This is a genomic window from Gilliamella apicola (assembly GCF_003202915.1).
GTDB classification, from domain to species: domain Bacteria; phylum Pseudomonadota; class Gammaproteobacteria; order Enterobacterales; family Orbaceae; genus Gilliamella; species Gilliamella apicola_Q.
On the sequence record NZ_QGLP01000005.1, the window covers coordinates 762,113 to 781,293 of the forward strand.

At 37.2% G+C, this 19,181-nt stretch carries 16 protein-coding genes; 6 read left to right on the top strand and 10 right to left on the bottom strand.

Going from position 1 to position 19,181, the window contains the following annotated elements; translation table 11 throughout:
* Positions 1-129 precede the first annotated feature (129 nt).
* From DKK79_RS09695 to DKK79_RS09705, 3 genes are all read right to left on the bottom strand, one after another.
* Positions 130-1,017: an SDR family oxidoreductase gene (locus tag DKK79_RS09695; RefSeq protein WP_110423889.1), complete on the bottom strand. Its 888-nt coding sequence runs from the start codon at positions 1,015-1,017 to the stop codon at positions 130-132.
* 306 nt (positions 1,018-1,323) lie between these two features.
* Complete coding sequence (locus DKK79_RS09700; RefSeq protein ID WP_110423890.1) at positions 1,324-1,845, bottom strand: hypothetical protein; 522 nt, start codon at positions 1,843-1,845, stop codon at positions 1,324-1,326.
* An 85-nt stretch (positions 1,846-1,930) separates the two neighbouring features.
* A complete protein-coding gene (locus tag DKK79_RS09705; RefSeq protein WP_110423891.1) occupies positions 1,931-2,362 on the bottom strand; it encodes a hypothetical protein in 432 nt (143 codons plus the stop codon).
* A 470-nt stretch (positions 2,363-2,832) separates the two neighbouring features.
* Between DKK79_RS09705 and ilvG the strand changes: the two genes are divergently transcribed.
* The 5 genes from ilvG (at position 2,833) to ilvA (ending at position 9,340) form a co-directional block, all read left to right on the top strand.
* Positions 2,833-4,509, top strand: a complete 1,677-nt coding sequence (gene ilvG / locus DKK79_RS09710) for an acetolactate synthase 2 catalytic subunit (protein WP_110423892.1) — start codon at positions 2,833-2,835, stop codon at positions 4,507-4,509.
* A gap of 3 nt (positions 4,510-4,512) precedes the next feature.
* Positions 4,513-4,743 carry an acetolactate synthase 2 small subunit gene (ilvM, locus tag DKK79_RS09715; protein WP_110423893.1) on the top strand — a complete coding sequence of 77 codons (231 nt, stop codon included), beginning with the start codon at positions 4,513-4,515 and terminating at the stop codon, positions 4,741-4,743.
* 157 nt (positions 4,744-4,900) lie between these two features.
* Positions 4,901-5,830 carry a branched-chain amino acid transaminase gene (locus DKK79_RS09720; RefSeq protein ID WP_110423894.1) on the top strand — a complete coding sequence of 310 codons (930 nt, stop codon included), beginning with the start codon at positions 4,901-4,903 and terminating at the stop codon, positions 5,828-5,830.
* A gap of 125 nt (positions 5,831-5,955) precedes the next feature.
* The gene (ilvD, locus tag DKK79_RS09725; RefSeq protein ID WP_034884375.1) at positions 5,956-7,806 is read left to right on the top strand and encodes a dihydroxy-acid dehydratase; all 1,851 of its coding nucleotides are present in this window, start codon (positions 5,956-5,958) and stop codon (positions 7,804-7,806) included.
* A gap of 1 nt (position 7,807) precedes the next feature.
* Complete coding sequence (gene ilvA / locus DKK79_RS09730) at positions 7,808-9,340, top strand: threonine ammonia-lyase, biosynthetic (protein WP_258363444.1); 1,533 nt, start codon at positions 7,808-7,810, stop codon at positions 9,338-9,340.
* A 321-nt stretch (positions 9,341-9,661) separates the two neighbouring features.
* On the opposite strand, the gene DKK79_RS09735 is transcribed toward ilvA, so the two are convergent.
* The 7 genes from DKK79_RS09735 to DKK79_RS09765 form a co-directional block, all read right to left on the bottom strand.
* Positions 9,662-10,927, bottom strand: coding sequence for a hypothetical protein (locus tag DKK79_RS09735; protein ID WP_146212017.1), 1,266 nt, complete (start codon positions 10,925-10,927; stop codon positions 9,662-9,664).
* Positions 10,928-11,815: 888 nt separating this feature from the next.
* A complete protein-coding gene (locus tag DKK79_RS09740) occupies positions 11,816-13,072 on the bottom strand; it encodes a hypothetical protein (protein ID WP_110423897.1) in 1,257 nt (418 codons plus the stop codon).
* 844 nt (positions 13,073-13,916) lie between these two features.
* Complete coding sequence (locus tag DKK79_RS09745) at positions 13,917-14,414, bottom strand: integrase core domain-containing protein (RefSeq protein ID WP_181415290.1); 498 nt, start codon at positions 14,412-14,414, stop codon at positions 13,917-13,919.
* A complete protein-coding gene (locus DKK79_RS09750) occupies positions 14,383-14,760 on the bottom strand; it encodes an IS3 family transposase (protein ID WP_181415291.1) in 378 nt (125 codons plus the stop codon). The genes DKK79_RS09745 and DKK79_RS09750 overlap by 32 nt, the downstream gene beginning before the upstream one ends.
* Positions 14,757-15,053 carry a transposase gene (locus DKK79_RS09755; protein ID WP_110423900.1) on the bottom strand — a complete coding sequence of 99 codons (297 nt, stop codon included), beginning with the start codon at positions 15,051-15,053 and terminating at the stop codon, positions 14,757-14,759. The genes DKK79_RS09750 and DKK79_RS09755 overlap by 4 nt, the downstream gene beginning before the upstream one ends.
* Positions 15,054-15,198: 145 nt before the next feature.
* The gene (locus DKK79_RS09760) at positions 15,199-16,509 is read right to left on the bottom strand and encodes a hypothetical protein (protein WP_110423901.1); all 1,311 of its coding nucleotides are present in this window, start codon (positions 16,507-16,509) and stop codon (positions 15,199-15,201) included.
* Between the two features lie 679 nt (positions 16,510-17,188).
* On the bottom strand, positions 17,189-17,839 hold the full coding sequence (locus DKK79_RS09765) for a DUF7424 family protein (RefSeq protein WP_110423902.1): 651 nt from the start codon (positions 17,837-17,839) through the stop codon (positions 17,189-17,191).
* Between the two features lie 359 nt (positions 17,840-18,198).
* On the opposite strand from DKK79_RS09765, the gene DKK79_RS09770 reads away from it, so the two are divergent.
* A complete protein-coding gene (locus tag DKK79_RS09770; protein WP_034882746.1) occupies positions 18,199-19,179 on the top strand; it encodes a Gfo/Idh/MocA family protein in 981 nt (326 codons plus the stop codon).
* The last annotated feature ends 2 nt before the right edge of the window (positions 19,180-19,181 follow it).

Sequence of the window (19,181 nt, forward strand, 5' to 3'; positions counted from 1 at the left end):
CAATAAAATTGTAAAGTATTAAACTAAAAAGCACATTTATATTTTAGCAAGATAAAAGCAACTAACCTAATCTAATTATCGATAAAAAAGGGCTTATAAAAGCCCTTGTCAATTCATTTTTAATCCAGATTAATTAATGTGCATACCACCAGTGACGCCATACACTTCAGCAGTAGTATAACTTGATTCTTCTGATGCTAAATGCACATACACACCAGCTAGTTCCACCGGTTGTCCAGCACGTTTTAACGGTGTTTGTTTACCAAACTCTGGGATCACTTCACTTGGTTGACCACCACAAATTTGTAATGGCGTCCAAACTGGACCTGGTGCCACACAGTTAACACGAATACCCTTACTACCTAATTGTGCCGCTAAACCACGTGTGAACGCGATAATAGCTGTTTTAGTTGAAGCATAATCCAATAAGTTACCACTTGGTTGATAAGCTTGCACCGAAGAAGTGGTAATAATTGTCGAACCAGGTTTTAAATAACCCAATGCCGCTTTAGTTACCCAAAATAGCGAAAACACATTGATTTCAAAGGTTTTGATGATTTGTTCCGTAGTCAATTGCATAATATCTTCTACTGCGGTTTGCTTACCAGCTACTAAGGTTAGATTATCAAGTCCACCTAATTTTTTATGGGCTTCCTCGATTAATTTTTTACAAAATGGCTCAGAACTCAAATCACCAGGGATCAACACCGCCTTTCGTCCTACTGACTCAATCACTTTAGCTACATCTTCAGCATCTTTTTGTTCTGCGGGTAAATAGTTAATTGCAACATCTGCCCCCTCTTTAGCATAAGCAATAGCCGCTGCACGACCTATACCAGAATCACCTCCTGTAACCAACATTTTTCGACCTTCTAAACGTTGATGACCTTGATAACTCTTTTCGCCACAATCTGGTACGGGTTTCATCTCATATTGTAAACCAGGAGGATTTTGTTTTTGTTTAGGAAACTTGTCATGATGATATTTAGTTGTGGGATTATAGGTTTGCTTACTCATAATTTTCTCCTAAGTTAAACATGCATTTGAAAACAAATTCAATATAACTTAAATAAAATCAATTAATAATCACAAAATCCTATTGTCGAGTATATTTTATACCTTTAAAATATTTAATTAATTCAATTAATTATATCACTTTTAAAAAATTAAAATCATTGACAACTGAGAAAACAGAAACTTCCTTGAATGGCTTAGCGAGGACAGATATAACAAATGCTAAAACCATAATGGTTGAAAATTTAATATCAAAAGTAGTGTAGCAAATAAATAGATATTAAGCTAGCAATGCTAGCTTAATAATAACTATCTGTTAATTTTGCAATCAGCAGGACTCTTGAGAATCAAAAGCTTTTGGCCTTCGACGTAAAACATAAATTCGACACCCTCACTAAAATATTTCTTCACGTTTTTCATTTGAACATTATCTTGGCAATAAATTTCAGTAATAGCTTTACCAATATTTTTTATATTTTCACTTGCCAGTAAATCCTCTTTAGTTATTCCTTTCACTTCCGTTTTATAAACAAGGGCATTACCATTCGCCTCAATATCAAACCAAATTAGGTTATCATTAAATTTAATAGGTAATATTTGCTTAAGTATACTGATGACAGTTTTTTTTTCATCATCTAAATCATAAGGTTTATTATTCTTTGAAGTATTAAATTTTTCATCATCAGCTTGATTGATAAGTTGAAGTAACTTTTCTGTTTTTTCAGCTCCAATATTCTCGACAAGCCTATCAATTTTATTTTTTTCTAGCGGTGAATTATCACAACCAAATTGGAGCATGACCAACATAATAAAACAAATAATCTTCTGCATTCCTAATCCTTAGTTAGCCTATATCTTATAACTATTGTGATAAGTGATCATTTTATCAATTATTATGATTGTCAATCACAGATAGTTATTTAATACGACAATCCGCTGGTGTTAATTCAACCACAACAATCTCTTTATTATTAATAAAATAATGGTAATTTGCTCCATCTGGGAACGCCGTTTTCAACTGTTGCATCTCCTCAGTATTTTGGCAATAAGCATTAAAAAGTGCTTGGCGAATTGTATCGAGGGTACTTGGTAACAACAATGTATGCTCTGGCGTATTTTTAACATCATATTGATAATTGATAATATTTCGATCTTTATCCTTCTCAACACCAACCAAAGTAGTTAACTCATCAACATCAATCGGTAAAACCTTTTTCATTGGTTCAATCATCGAATTTTGTACCGAGTTGAGTGAATCATCTTCAACTGCGGTATTTTTTTTGGCATTATCACAGCTTAATACGAAAAAACTCACCACAAAAAAAGCAAATAGTTTAATTATTTTCATAATGATATCTCTTATTAGGTAATAAATAATAATTATCAATAGGCTATTAAATAATGTTGATTTATTTTCAGGGTTGATGAGTGATATTTATACACTAACCTTCTTCAAAAAGCCAAAATAATCATTTTTAATCCCTCAAGAACCCCGTTCCTCAACTTTTTTACAGAGATAAAAATAAGATGCTTAAAAAAAACCACAAAAAATAGTTGCACTTTTTTTTAAAACGAGTATTTTGGATAAATATTTTTCGAAATTGACAAAAAAATTACAAAAACATTATGAATTTTTCACTCATCGTCGTCCTCATTAACATTATTGTCAGCGTGGTCATTATTCCTGCGCGGGGGCGTCTTTTGAGTTAAATATATGGTCATCATATTTCAAAACCCCCGCTCCAAAAAAGCGGGGGTTTTTTTATGAACGATTTTGACATTAACAATGCATGAGCAAAAGTAAAAAGTGAGGAATGAATGTTAGGAACACAGTGGATAGTAAAAACCTTAAAAGAAAAAGGCATTACCACCGTTTTTGGATATCCTGGTGGTCAAATTATGCCTCTATACGATGCCCTTTATGATGGCGGAATTGAACACGTACTCTGTCGTCATGAACAAGGCGCGGCAATGGCGGCCATTGGTTATGCCCGTGCCACAGGTAAAATCGGCGTGTGTATTGCCACATCAGGACCCGGTGCTACCAATATCATCACCGGTCTTGCTGATGCATTAATTGATTCCGTACCCGTTATCGCTCTTACCGGACAAGTTCCAACTACACTTATTGGCACAGATGCCTTTCAAGAAGTTGATGTTTTAGGATTATCCTTAGCATGCACTAAGCATAGCTATTTAATTAATGATGCCACCCAGTTGCCAAATACATTACAAGAGGCTTTCAATTTAGCTAATTCTGGCAGACCGGGACCAATATTAATCGACATCCCGAAAGATATCCAGCTTGCCGACCATAATTACCAAACCTATTTAACGCCATCAACAATAAAAACACCTTCTGATAACGCTCAACTATATCCAATCTCACTTGACGAGATAGAACAAGCCAAACAAATGATAAGCTTAGCTAAAAAACCGATACTTTATATTGGTGGCGGTGTTGGGCTTTCTGGAGCAATCAACGAACTCCGTGAGTTTATGGCGCTAACCCAAATTCCTAGCGTTTCAACCTTGAAAGGACTTGGTGTTGCTGACTTAAACAACCCATACTATTTAGGGCTCATCGGTATGCATGGCGCCAAAGCGGCCAACTTAGCCGTGCAAGAGTGTGACTTACTCATTGCCTTAGGAGTAAGATTTGACGACCGTGTAACCGGCAAGCTTAACGAATTTGCTAAACATGCGAAAGTTATCCATGTTGATATTGATCAGTCTGAAATCAATAAATTACGCCAAACTCACTTGGGTCTACAAGGTGACATAAAACACGTTTTACCTATGTTAAATCAAACCGTATCGATTGCTGACTGGCATAACAAAATAAATCAACTTAAAGCCCAACATCCAACGCGTTATGATCATCCTGGTGACGCCATTTACGCACCGGCACTACTAAAGCGCATTTCTGAGCGTAAACCGGCTAACACTGTCATCACCACCGATGTGGGTCAACACCAAATGTGGACAGCACAGCACATGTCATTTACCCATCCACAGAACTTTATTACTTCAAGTGGGCTTGGAACTATGGGCTTTGGTTTACCGGCTGCTGTTGGCGCCCAAATGTCAAGACCCAATGACATGGTAATTTGCGTATCAGGTGATGGATCGTTCATGATGAACGTACAAGAACTAACTACCATTAAGCGTAAAAAACTACCGGTCAAAATTGTCCTCATTGACAACCAACGCCTAGGAATGGTAAGGCAATGGCAAGAGCTATTTTTTAATGAAAGATATAGCGAAACTAACTTATCGGATAACCCAGACTTTTTAATGCTAGCCAAAGCATTTGATATTTCAGGGCAAACCATCAGCAAAAAATCAGAGATCGAGCCAGCACTCGATAATCTATTTAATTCATCTGGCGCTTATCTACTGCACGTTTGTATTGATGAGCTTGAAAACGTATGGCCACTTGTTCCACCGGGTGCCGCTAACGAAAACATGTTAGATAAAAGTAACAAGGAGTAAGTGATGAATCAAAAAGCGACACATCAATTTACCATAACCGCCAATGATAGATTGGGGGCTCTTGAACGCATTTTGCGCGTTGTTCGCCATCGCGGTGGTCACATTGAACAAATGCAGATGCAATCAATTGATAGTCAGTTGTTCACCTTAACACTAACATTAACTACCGAACGTACGTTATCGTCATTACAAAACCAAATAACCAAATTGGAAGATGTAATAACGCTAGAATAAAGTGTAACTATATTCCTTGGTGAAACAACAAGTTAAATTAAAAAAGTAACAATATTAACAGTTAAACAAACAGTAAAGTAATGTATAATACTTTACATTAGATTAATAAAAGCAAAACACATGCTTAACAAAGTTAAAATTAAGAGGAAAACAAAAAATGGGTACTACAGCAAAATCTGATTATATTTGGCTAAATGGCGAAATGATTCCATGGGCAAATGCAAAAATTCACGTTATGTCACATGCACTACATTATGGAACTTCAGTATTCGAAGGTGTTCGTTGTTACGAAACGCACAAGGGACCAGCCATTTTTCGTCATAAAGAACACGCCCAACGCCTATTAAACTCAGCCAAAATTTATCGTTTTCCTGTCCCTTATTCTCTTGAAGAGATCATGGAAGCAACTCGCCAAGTAATCAAAAAAAATAACTTGAAAAGCGCCTACATTCGTCCATTAGTTTTTATTGGCGATGTTGGCATGGGCGTTATTCCACCAGCTGGTTACCAAACCGATGTTATGATTGCCGCATTCCCTTGGGGAGCCTACCTTGGTGAAGATGCCTTAGAACAAGGTATTGACGCTATGGTATCATCATGGAACCGTTTTGCTCCTAACACTATTCCTGCGGCAGCTAAAGCCGGTGGCAACTATCTGTCATCACTACTCATTGGATCAGAAGCACGTGCTAATGGCTTTCAAGAAGGGATTGCCTTAGACGTTAACGGTCAGCTTTCTGAAGGTTCAGGTGAAAACCTATTTATCGTTAAAGACGGCATATTATTTACTCCATTACTATCATCATCAGCACTACCAGGGATCACTCGTGATGCTATCATCACTCTTGCACATGATTTAGGCATTGAAGTACGTGAACAAACACTTTCTCGTGAATCACTATACCTTGCTGACGAAGTGTTTATGACAGGTACCGCTGCCGAAATCACACCAGTACGTAGTGTTGACCGTATTCAAGTTGGTATTGGTCGTTGTGGTCCAATAACCAAAAAAATCCAACAAACATTCTTCGGATTGTTTAATGGTAAAACTGAAGATAAATACGGTTGGTTAGATCCAGTTAAATAAGTAAATCAAACACCGCTGACCTAATCGGCGGTGTTGTAATTATTTTATGATTTATTATTCATCGAAAACTCAAATAGGTACCGAAAGAAATCGGTCGCTTGCATTAAAAAACTTGGGAGCAATAAATGCCTAGATATCGTTCAGCAACCTCGGTTGAAGGTCGCAACATGGCGGGTGCCCGCGCCTTATGGCGTGCAACAGGCGTAAAAAACGAAGACTTTGGTAAACCCATCATTGCGGTGGTTAATTCATTCACCCAATTTGTACCGGGCCATGTTCACTTAAAAGATATTGGTCAACTGGTAGCGAAAGAAATTGAAGCATGCGGTGGTATTGCCAAAGAATTTAATACCATTGCTGTAGATGATGGTATCGCCATGGGACATGGCGGTATGCTTTACTCACTACCATCTCGAGAGCTTATCGCCGACTCAGTAGAATACATGGTTAATGCCCACTGTGCCGACGCTATGATCTGCATTTCTAACTGTGACAAAATTACCCCTGGCATGTTGATGGCCTCACTGCGCTTAAATATTCCTACTGTGTTTGTATCAGGTGGACCAATGGAAGCTGGCAAAACCAAACTATCCGATCAAATCATAAAACTTGACCTAGTTGATGCCATGATCCAAAGTGCCAATCCAAATGTTAGCGATGCCGATAGTGACGCAATTGAACAATCTGCTTGCCCAACCTGTGGATCATGCTCGGGCATGTTTACCGCTAATTCAATGAACTGTTTAACTGAAGCATTAGGTTTATCCTTGCCGGGTAATGGTTCACTTATTGCGACTCACAAACAGCGTGAACAACTCTTTTTAAATGCCGCTAAACGCATTGTTGAAATTACCAAACGCTATTACGAACAGGATGACGAATCCTACTTACCGCGTTCTATCGCAACCAAAGCGGCCTATGAAAATGCCATGTCGCTTGATATTGCCATGGGCGGTTCAACCAACACGGTATTACACTTACTTGCCACTGCTCAGGAAGGTGAAATCGACTTTACCATGTCTGATATTGACCGACTATCTCGCAAAGTCCCTCACCTATGTAAGGTGGCTCCCAGTACCGCTATTTACCATATGGAAGATGTACACCGCGCAGGTGGTGTAGTATCGATTTTGTCAGAGTTAGACAAGGCAGGATTGCTTAATCGCAACGTCCATAACGTGCTTGGTCTTAACTTACAAGAAACTTTTGCCAAATATGACATCACCCAAACCACTGATGAAACCGTCAAAAAAATGTATCGCAGTGGCCCAGCAGGTATTCGCACAACGAAAGCTTTCTCACAAGATTGCTATTGGGATACGCTAGATGATGATCGACAAAACGGCTGTATCCGCGACAAAGCTCATGCTTATAGCCAAGATGGGGGATTAGCAACCTTATACGGTAACGTTGCTGAGGATGGTGCTATTGTAAAAACGGCTGGCGTTGCCGCTGAAAATTTGGTCTTCCGCGGTCCAGCCAAAGTCTATGAAAGCCAAGAAGATGCTGTTGATGCAATCTTAGGCGGTAAAGTAGTTGAAGGTGATGTGGTGGTTATCATCTATGAAGGACCAAAGGGTGGCCCTGGCATGCAAGAAATGCTTTATCCAACAAGCTATCTAAAATCAATGGGACTTGGCAAAGCTTGTGCATTAATTACCGATGGTCGATTCTCTGGTGGTTCATCAGGCTTATCCATTGGTCACATCTCGCCAGAAGCCGCTAACGGTGGCGTGATTGGTTTAGTTCGTGATGGTGATATTGTTGATATCGACATCCCAAATCGAAAACTAAACATCATGGTACCAGAGGATGAATTAGAACGTCGCCGCGTGGCAGAACTAACCCGAGGTGATAAAGCCTTTACGCCGCATAAACGTGACCGTTATGTCTCATATGCCCTAAAAGCTTATGCAAGCTTAGCAACCAGTGCCGACAAAGGTGCGGTACGTGATAAAAGTAAATTAGGTGGTTAATGTGAATAATAACAAACTAACCGGCGCTGACTATTTAAAAGCTAGTCTACGCAGCGCTGTATATGATGTCGCGCAAGTGACACCACTAGAACATATGGAGAAAACCTCATCTCGGCTAAAAAACCAAGTGTTTGTTAAGCGAGAAGATCGTCAACTCGTTCACAGTTTCAAAATCCGTGGCGCACAAGCAATGATTGCTAGCCTTACGCCGGAAGAACGCCAATGTGGTGTCATTGCTGCATCAGCAGGAAACCATGCCCAAGGTGTCGCATTTTCAGCAACAAAATTAGGTATTAAATCGCTAATTGTCATGCCATTAAATACTGCCGACATCAAAGTCGAAGCGGTAAAAGGTTTCGGTGGTGAAGTTCTACTTTATGGCGCCAACTTCGACGAAGCTAAAGCCAAAGCGATGGAACTAGCCAAACAACAAAACCGCGTCTTTATTCCACCTTTCGATCACCCATTAGTTATCGCGGGACAAGGCAGTATCGCTATGGAACTACTGCAACAAAATGCCAAACTTGATCGCATCTTTGTGCCTGTCGGTGGTGGTGGACTTGCCGCGGGCGTTGCCGTATTAATCAAACAAATCATGCCATCAATCAAGGTGATTGCAGTTGAACCAGAAGAAGCAGCCTGCCTGAAAGCGGCATTAGTGGCTGGACACCCAGTTGATTTAGAACGAGTCGGTTTATTTGCCGAAGGCGTGGCAGTAAAACGTATTGGTGATGAAACATTTAGGCTTTGTCAACAATATATCGACGACATTATCACGGTAGATAGTGACGAAATCTGCGCCGCCGTTAAAGATCTATTTGACGATGTCCGCGCTATTGCCGAACCTTCAGGTGCCGTGGCCTTAGCGGGAATGAAAAAATATGTTGAACAACACAATATTAGTGGCGAAAACTTAGCCCACATTCTATCTGGCGCTAACTTAAACTTCCATAATTTGCGTTATATATCAGAACGTTGTGAATTGGGTGAAAAACGCGAGGTGCTCTTAGCCGTCACCATTCCAGAACAGAAAGGCAGTTTTCTCAAGTTCTGCCAGTTGCTCGGTGGTCGCGCTGTAACCGAATTTAACTACCGTTACCACGACGACAAATCAGCTTGTGTGTTTGTTGGCGTTAAAATTGCCAAGAGCAATGAAAAAGAAGAAATCATGCAAGAACTTACCGCTGCCGGTTATGATGTTATCGACTTAACTGATGACGAAATGGCCAAGCTGCATGTGCGTTATATGATTGGTGGTAAACCTTGCCAACCAATTGAAGAACAAGTCTACAGCTTTGAATTCCCCGAATCACAAGGTGCACTTCTTAAGTTTTTACAAACATTAGGGACTAACTGGAATATCTCAATGTTCCATTATCGTAGCCACGGCAACGATTATGGTCGGGTGTTAGCTGCCTTTGAAATTGACAAAGCCAGCCACAATACCTTTACCAAACACTTAACCGAATTGGATTATGCTTTCCATAATGAAACGAAAAATCTTTCGCTTAAGTTATTTTTAACCGCTAAATAATTCAATTGCCTCTAAACAATTAGGGGCAACTTTCCGCAATGAATATTATTCATTAACACTTAATTACCTGTCAATAATGATAGGGTTGGTCGATTTAAAATACTCCCTCCGTCTCTTACATATTTTCAACCCAAAACACTATTCCTTTAAAATAAATCCGCCACTATTAGAGTAGATGGATGATTCAGGTTAACACCATAAAATCGCTTTTTAACACCGAACTCGTCAATGCCATTATCTTTTAAAGACAATTATTCTATAGCTAACTAACTCGACTTTTCCTATCCTCAGCAACTTTACCCAAGGACTAAGAAATAAGCGCTAAGGATAGACGCAAACCCCGTGAAAGCTTCCGTTATTCACCGAAAACTTCGACACTTGACCTGTATGCGCTACAACGCGCAAATTCGTTGGATCACTCGCCCAATAGTAATAGTTGACGAAGTTGCCACTCTTGTAAGAAGCGGGAGTGGGCCACTCTGAGAAGAACCCGGCTCCAATGGTACGCTGAAGATGATTGCCCAATGATGAAGGTGTAGCACCTAAATTATTATAATTAGCATTAGTTAAATCTTTAATCGTAGACAAACGGTAACCAATATTAGTACACCAAGATGACATACTAGCATAAGTGTACATTCTATTACCGCGATTTACGAACCAATGCTTTAACACAAAACCATACTTAAGGACTTCATTATTATTACTGTCAAGACCGACTAACTCAATTACCTGAGGCAAAGATGGTTTATCTATATTACCCGGGTTATCTAAACTCCATTGCGAGTCTTTTGCGACTGGACCAGTTAATGTGATCCGAACATTATCCCGTTTTGAATTGGTCATCGTTACCTTAATATCACCATTAGCTGAAATCGCCTTCCACGTTAAAGGCTGAGCTACACCGCCTATATTTAAATCAAAATATAAATTATTAGCTCCCGTTGTAGGGAAATTTAAACCGTAAGACGATGGCGTAACTGACTGGGGAAGAAAACCATAACCAGGGTCCCATATGGAAGCTGGACCTGCATATTTACCTTTTGAAAAATTAGCACCCATGATAGGTCTAACAAAACAAATCTCTGGTACTGGCTTAGGATTAATATAATAAGTGACATTACTCGCACTAAAACGACTTTCATTAGGCACACCATAACGTGTTTTTAATGAACCACTAGTAGTAGATAAGGTTAATTGATAAGGTGCTTTACATATCTCTAACTTCGTGTTGCGAGCAACTGGCTGATTATCTCTATCAACAATGGATAAGCTTAAACTACCGGTAGCAGTAATACCATCAATCCCTTGACCATCACCATCATCATCCCCCCAATAATTATAAGGAGGACCAATAAGTGAACTTAATGCAATAGAATCTGTGTTCGTTGGCACTAACATATCAATATCCGCAAAACTCTGACCAGCAACAGGTAAAACGATAGGATTGTTTTTTGAATTAGGGGATGAGGGAGTAAATGAGCTACCATCAGAAAGGGATATATTGAGCAAACCTTTGGTGTTTTTCGCTTGGGTACGACCTCCATCGAAGGTTAAATAAGGCGCATTGCCATTAATTATATTCATAGTTTTAGAGGTTAAAGCAAGGCTAGAATAGGAAGTTATTAACAATAAACCGAACAATAATCCTAAAAAGATCTGCTGGAATAAAACGCAACGATCTAATGATCGCGATAAAACTCGCACGATTCCGCAAAATTTTAATAAAAAATAAATTGGAGTGAAAAATAAAGGTTGGGAACTTAACTTAGCCAAAATTAAATTATAGGTTGTCCATGTTAGGTATTAGAATGATATGATCCATTTCGACGATCCTGTCAAATAACTTTATGTTTAATTTACATTTTATGACTTTGGGCGGCTAAACTATAGCCACTAACCTCTTTTAAAATATTAGGATAGTATAAAGATGTAAAAAAATCCCCGCAACCTATTTTCTTTGTCTATTTGTTAACTTTCGTAAAGAGGATCACTAAAGGCGCTAAAATCGCATCGCCTAAAAGTTATTTTAACTAAAGAATACACTCGTTACCTATCCTTATAAACTTAAGCGTATTGACGATAAAAAGTTTTGTTTTAGGTAAAAATAGTCGTTTTATACATTTATACTCGATATTTTAAATTTTCATATCGGATTTTGAACTGTAAAAAATGATTCCTAAACCTTTTAAGTGTTTTGTTTAATTATTAGTCTCAATGCAGTTTTAATAATTTAATATACAAAATGATAAACTTTGCCCAAAAAACCACTTCCCTCGCCTATTGTTACCCCCAAAAAAACATACCTCAAACATATCCGCCCAATTAGAGCGGATGGTTCATGCTAACGCTTGAAAAGCGTTTTTTATCGTCCACTTCGTTAATCCATTGTCTTTTAGAAGCAATTATTCTATAGCTAACTAACTCTATTTTTCCTATCCACAGCAACATTACCCTAGGACTAAGAAATAAGCGCTAAGGATAGACGCAAACTCCGTAGCTTTGAGATCCCAGATTCTGCACTTCACCTGTATGCGCTACAACGATAAAATTCGTTGGATCACTTGTCCAATAGTAATAGTTGATAAAGTTGGCTCCCTCGTAAGAAGCGGGAATGGGCCACTCTGAGAAGAACCCGGCTCCAATGGTACGCTGAAAATGATTGCCCGATGACGAAGGTGTAGCACCTAAATTATTATAATTAGCATTAGTTAAATCTTTAATTTTAGACAAACGATAACCAATATTAGTACACCAAGATGACATACTAGCATAAGTGTACACTCTATTACCGCGATTTACGAACCAATGCTTTAACACAAAACCATACTTAAGGACTTCATTATTATTACTGTCAAGACCGACTAACTCAATTACCTGAGGCAAAGATGGTTTATCTATATTACCCGGGTTATCTAAACTCCATTGCGAGTCTTTTGCGACTGGACCAGTTAATGTGATCCGAACACTATCCCGTTTTGAATTGGTCATCGTTACCTTAATATCACCATTAGCTGAAACCGCCTTCCACATTAAAGGCTGAGCTACACCACCTATATCTAAATCAAAATATAAATTATTAGCTCCCGTTGTAGGGAAATTTAAACCATAAGACGATGGCGTAACTGACTGGGGAAGAAAACCATTACGAGGGTCCCATATGGAAGCTGGACCTGCATATTTACCTTTTGAAAAATTAGCACTCATGATAGGTCTAACAAAACAAATCTCTGGTACTGACTTAGGATTAATATAATAAGTGACATTACTCGCACTAAAACGACTTTCATTAGGCACACCATAACGTGTTTTTAATGAACCACTAGTATTAGATAAGGTTAATTGATAAGGTCCTTTACATATCTCTAACTTCGTGTTGCGAGCAACTGGCTGATTATCTCTATCAACAATGGATAAGCTTAAACTACCGGTAGCAGTAATACCATCAATCCCTTGACCATCACCATCATCATCCCCCCAATAATTATAAGGAGGACCAATAAGTGAACTTAATGCAATAGAATCTGTGTTCGTTGGTACCAACATATCGATATCCGCAAAACTCTGACCAGCAACAGGTAAAACGATAGGATTGTTTTTTGAATTAGGGGATGAGGGAGTAAATGAGCTACCATCAGAAAGAGATATCTCGAGCAGACCATTGGTGTTTTTCGCTTGGGTACGACCTCCATCGAAGGTTAAATAAGGCGCATTGCCATTAATTATATTCATAGTTTTAGAGGTTAAGGCAAGGCTAGAATAGGAAGTTATTAACAACAAACAAAAAATTGATCTTAAAAGGATTCGCCGGGAAAAAAGGAAGCGATATAAAAATCGCCGCGCAAAAAATTGCAAAATTCCGTGCAATTTCGACAAAAGATAGATTAGAGCAAAAAATAAAAGTTGGACGCTTAACTTAGCCGAATTTAAATTATAGGTTGTCCAGGTTGGGTGTTGGGTGTTTTAAATTATAATCCATTTCGACGATCCTGTCAAATAACTTTATGTTTAATTTACATTTTATGACTCTGGGCGACTAAACTATAGCCTCTAACTTCCTTTAAAATATTAGAATAGTATAAAGATGTAAAAAATCCCCGCAACCTATTTTCTTCGTCTATTTGTTAACTTTCGTAAAGAGGATCACTAAAGGCGCTAAAATCGCATCGCCTAAAAGTTATTCTAACTAAAAAATACACTCTCTACCTATCCTTATAAACTTAAGCGTATTGACGATAAAAAGTTTTGTTTTAGGTAAAAATAGTCGTTTTATACATTTATACTCGATATTCTGAATTTTTATATCGGATTTTGAAATGTAAAAAATGTTTCCTAAACCTTTTAAGTGTTTTGTTTAATTATTAGTCTCAATGCAGTTTTAATAATTTAATATACAAAATGATAAACTTTGCCCCAAAAAACACTTCCCTCACCTATTGTTACCCCCAAAAAACATACCTCAAAAATAGATCCGCCCAATTAGAGCGGATGGTTCATGCTAACGTTTGAAAATCGCTTTTTATCGCCCACTTCGTTAAACCATCGTTTTTTTAAAGGCTGGAATGTCCACCCTTTTTCATACAACAAAATTAAGGGGTAACTGTTTATTAAATGCCATCGGCGTCAAATAACCTAATGATGAATGCAGCCGATTGTTGTTGTACCAATATGCATAAGCAGAAAAACGTTGTCGTAGTTCATTAGTATTGGTGAATATCTCATTTTTGACAAATTCAGTTTTAATTGTCTTAAAAGTCGCTTCAGCAACGGCATTATCGTAAGGACATCCTTTATGGCTCAATGAGCGAGTGATAGCAAATACCTCAAAACAACTATCGAGTAATTGATTATCAAACTCTTTTCCTCGGTCTAAATGAAATAGTGCGATTGAGGATAATGGTGCTTTAATTTGGCTTAATGCTTGCATAACAAGCTCTGCTGTTTTGTGTTGTCCAACACTGAATCCGGCTATCTTTCGTGCTGAGAGTTCGAGTAATACACACAGATAATTCCATTTTTGCCCCACTTTTATATAAGTCAAATCAGCGACAATAACATTTGCTTTTATGTCCACTGTAAAATTTTGCTGTAATATGATTGGCAATCAAAACTGAATTAACTTCTTTAGAATGGTTTTTATAACGTTTTACGGTATATTTTGATTTCAATGATAATGCTTTCATGACTTTAGCCACATAACGTCGCGATACGATTATACCTTGATTTGACAACACTTTTCGTATCCGTCTCGTACCATAAGATTGATAACTACGATTAAAAATAGCTTGAATCTCTTGTGCATACTTTAAAACTTTTTTCTCAAGGCGCGTTTTGCACTGATAATAAAAGTAATGCCTTGATACACCTAAACATCGACACAACCAACTCAATGAATGGCGATGTCGATTTGATTGTATCACTGCGATTTTCGTGCCATTATCAGTGCAGCTTGCTTTAGGATATCTTTTTCCATCAATAACCTTTTATTCTCCTTGCGCAGGGCGAGTAACTCATTATCTTCAGTACTTCGATTATCTTTAGTTTTGAATGAACCTGTTGTGGAGTATTGTGTTAGCCATCTATCTAATGCTGATGGCGTTAACTCATACTGTAAAACTAATTCACTGCGAGTTTTACCTTGTTGATAGAGCGTTACCATCTGCTGTTTAAAATCATCTGTATAGGTTCGTCTTTCTCGTCGTTTTATTTTCATCGTAATTTCCTTTTTTAGAGTAGTTTATCTTATCCCTTAAAAAGTTGTACGAATTAGTGTAGCCTATCCAGGCAATTATTCTATAGATAACTAACTCTATTTTTCCTATCCTCGATTCCTTTACCCTAGGACTAAGAAATAAACGTTAAGGATAGGCACAAACCATGCTGAAGTCGAAGACGCCGGAATTTCTTTCACCCACCCTACCATTCCAATGAACGGTATACTGTTGACCATTTGTTACTGTATAATAATAACCATATTCGACAAAGCCAGTATCACTGTATTTGGCGAGGGCGCCCCATTCCGTGAAGAACCCTGCACCAATATGACGCTGGAGCTGATTAACGGATGAAGATGGTGTGGCGCCCAAATTGTTAAAATTAGCATTAGTTAAATCCTTAATCTCAGGCATCCGGTAACCAATACTATTACACAAAGATGGTATTTTAGAATAATTGTACCTTGTAGTACCTCCATTCACGAACCATTGCTTTAACACAAAACCATACTTGAGGACTTCATTATTATTTTCGTCACGACCTACTAATTCAAATACCTGAGGCAAAGAAGGTTTAGGAATATTTACTGGGTTATCTAAACTCCATTGTGATTCTTTCACGGATGGGCCAGTTAATGTGACTCGAACCCCCCTCCTTGTTGAATTGGTCATCGTCGCCTTAATAACACCATTTGCTGAAATCGCCTCCCACTTTAAAGGGTAAAGAGCACCACTTATATCTAAATCAAAATAAAAATTATTAGCACCCGTTGTAGGAAAATTTAATTCATAAGAGGACGGCGTAAATGACTGCGGAAAAAAACCATTAAAACGATCCCACATGGGAGAACCTTCATATACAGTTGACTTAAAAAACATATCAGGTCTAACATAACAAACCTCAGCCTTTGTCTTAGGATTAATATAATAAATTGCAACACTCTTACGAAAACCACTTTCATTAGGCACACCATAACGTGTTTTTAATGAACCTTCACTATTAGATAATGTTAATTTATAAGGTGCTTTACAGGGCTCTAGCACCGTGTTGCGAGTAACTGCTTGACCATTTCTATCAACAATGGATAAATTTAAACTGCCAGTAGCGGAGATACCATTAATACCCTGACCATCACCATCATCATCACCCCAAAAATTAAAAGGTGGGCCAATAATTAAACTTAAGTCAATAGAATCAGTGTTTGTTGGTATTAACATATTGATATCCGCAAAACTCTGACCAACTTCAGGTAACGTAAGAGGATCGTCTAAACTTGAACTATTGGTTTCGGGGGTAAATTTATCTCCATTAGAAAAGGATATCTCAAGCAGACCTTTAGTGTTTTTCGCTTGAGTACGACCACCGTCGAAGGTCAAATATGGCGCTCGGCCATTAATGACACTTGAAGTGCTTGCCGTTAACGCATGACTTGAATAGGTAGTTATTAACAACAAACAAAAAATTGATCTTAAAAGGATTTGCCGGGAAAAAAGGGAGCGATATAAAAATCGCCGCGCAAAAAATTGCAAAATTCCGTGCAATTTCGACAAAAGATAGATTAGAGCAAAAAATAAAAGTTGGGCGCTTAACTTAGCCGAATTTAAATTATAGGTTGTCCAGGTTGGGTGTTGGGTGTTGGGTGTTTTAAATTATAATTCATTTCGACGATCCTGTCAAATAACTTTATGTTTAATTTACATTTTATGACTTTGGGCGGCTAAACTATAGCCGCTAACCTCTTTTAAAATATTAGGATAGTATAAAGATGTAAAAAAATCCCCGCAACCTATTTTCTTCGTCTATTTGTTAACTTTCGTAAAGGACTAATTAACAGATGTAATAAACCATATGCTTTTTTTGCTTATGCTATTGCAAAAGAGACATCGACTTTTTGAGATGATGCTATTGAGGATATTTAAGAAACGGAATTTTTACTTGATTTTGTTAAAGTCAATTTATCCATATATAGAGATATAGCGTGATATCTATTTGAATATCATACTTGTTCAAAAAGCAATTATATATTGATTTAGTTTAGATATTAGTGAGTTTGCTAAATTTATTTGCTTAGCATTGAAAGAATACAAAACCCTCATACGAGGGTTTTATTATTATTTTATTAGATGTTAGTTTTTATTTTTCTAGCTTCATTCTATTATCTAAATCTTCATAAATGATTGATACACCTTTATCAAATGCAGATGATACTGAGACATCGGATAATTTAAATGTATTCTCTTTTCCTGCTAATAATGTGTAAGTCGATATGGTTACTGGTTTGTCATTTAGGTAAACTGAATGTGCAACAATTTCAACATTTGAGCTAGTATCATTTTTTAATTTTAACGTCACAGATGATTGTATTTTAGACATACCGGTCTTGCTAGCTTTATCGATTTTAGTTTTTAAGCTTGGAGACATTTTTATCACTAAGCCACCACCAAAATCAGCATTAGCTAATTGGATATCACCGGTAAACTCTTTTCCTCCGACAGTTATAGGAATTTCAAATAATGCTTTTGAGTCCATATTCTCTCTATAACATTCAACATATTTGGCATCACTAAATACGTCGGTAATCCCTTTTTTCGCTTCAATTAAGCTAGATGATTCATTGCGAGAATCTTTATAATCAGTACAAGAGGTTACTTCAACAATTAATTTTGATTGGATGGTTTTCGCTGTATCACTATTTATGTCGCTTAAATTAACAGTTGGGGCTAGTTCTACTTTACAACCGGATAATAAAACGACTGACATTAGCGAAATGAGTAGCTTTTTCATGTATTACTTCCTTTTATTAAAAACAATTTTGTTAGAAATATTATATTTTATCTATAATATTTCAAGTTAACATTATAACTAACAAAAATAATTTACAATATAATAAATATAACCAAAAGGCCAATAACCATTAAGTTTAGTAACTACTGAATTGTTTTTTTTCATAAAAATTTATTTAATCCTGAATATAGCGTTTAAAAGTGGTGAAAATAGAAACAAAAAGATTGATAAAATGTTTGAAAGATTATCACTTTTCAAGTTAATCGGTTTTGCTATACTCCTTACTATTTTAGTAACGTTTAATTACTGATTTTATGAACTACCCTTTAATCAATGCAAATTTAAACAAAAGGTGAACAATGATTAAACTTGCAATAATTGGCACCAATTGGATAACAGAAAAGTTTATCGATGCCGCATTGAAATCAAAACAATATCAACTGGTTGCGGTATATTCGCGAGATCTAACTAAAGCTCAAGTATTTGCTGATAAATATCGGGCAAAGATGGTATTTGATGATTTAACGCAGTTAGCGAGTAATCAAAATGTCGATGTCGTTTATATTGCCAGCCCAAATTCGTTGCACTTTTCACAAACTAAATTAATGCTAGAACACGGTAAAGATGTAATTTGCGAAAAACCGTTAACTTCGAATTATCAACAAACTCAGGCGTTGATTGAGATAGCTAAACAAAATCAATGCATTATGTTCGAAGCGCTAAAAACTTTTTATGTACCCAATTATGAATTAATCAAAAATTATCTACCTAAATTAGGTAAGTTGCGTAAAGCGCTATTGAATTACTGCCAATATTCGTCTCGTTATGAGAGTTATTTAAATGGCCATAATCCCAATACATTTAATCCAGAGTTTTCGAATGGCTCTTTAATGGATATTGGGGTATACCCACTCAATTTTGGACTTGGCTTGTGGGGAAAACCAAATCGGTTTTATGCCACATCGAGCTTATTGGCGTCTGGTGTTGATGCGCATGGTAGTGTGCTTTGTAATTATGAGGATTTTGATGTGAGCATTTGGCATTCAAAGGTAACCAATTCTTATATTCCTAGCGAAATTCAAGGCGAAGAGGGTGCGTTGGTTATTGATCATCTGTCGGTATGTGAACAAGTCACCTATTATCCTCGCCAAGGTGAGAAACAAATTATTAGTATCCAACAACAAGACAATGAGATGTATTACGAGGCTCTTGAGTTTGCCAAGCTATATCAACAACGAAAAATTGATCATAAAGGTTTGAAACATACTTTATTATCGTCATTCATGTTAACTGAAATAAGGAAACAAATCGGCGTACAATATCCCGCTGATGATTTTTAATG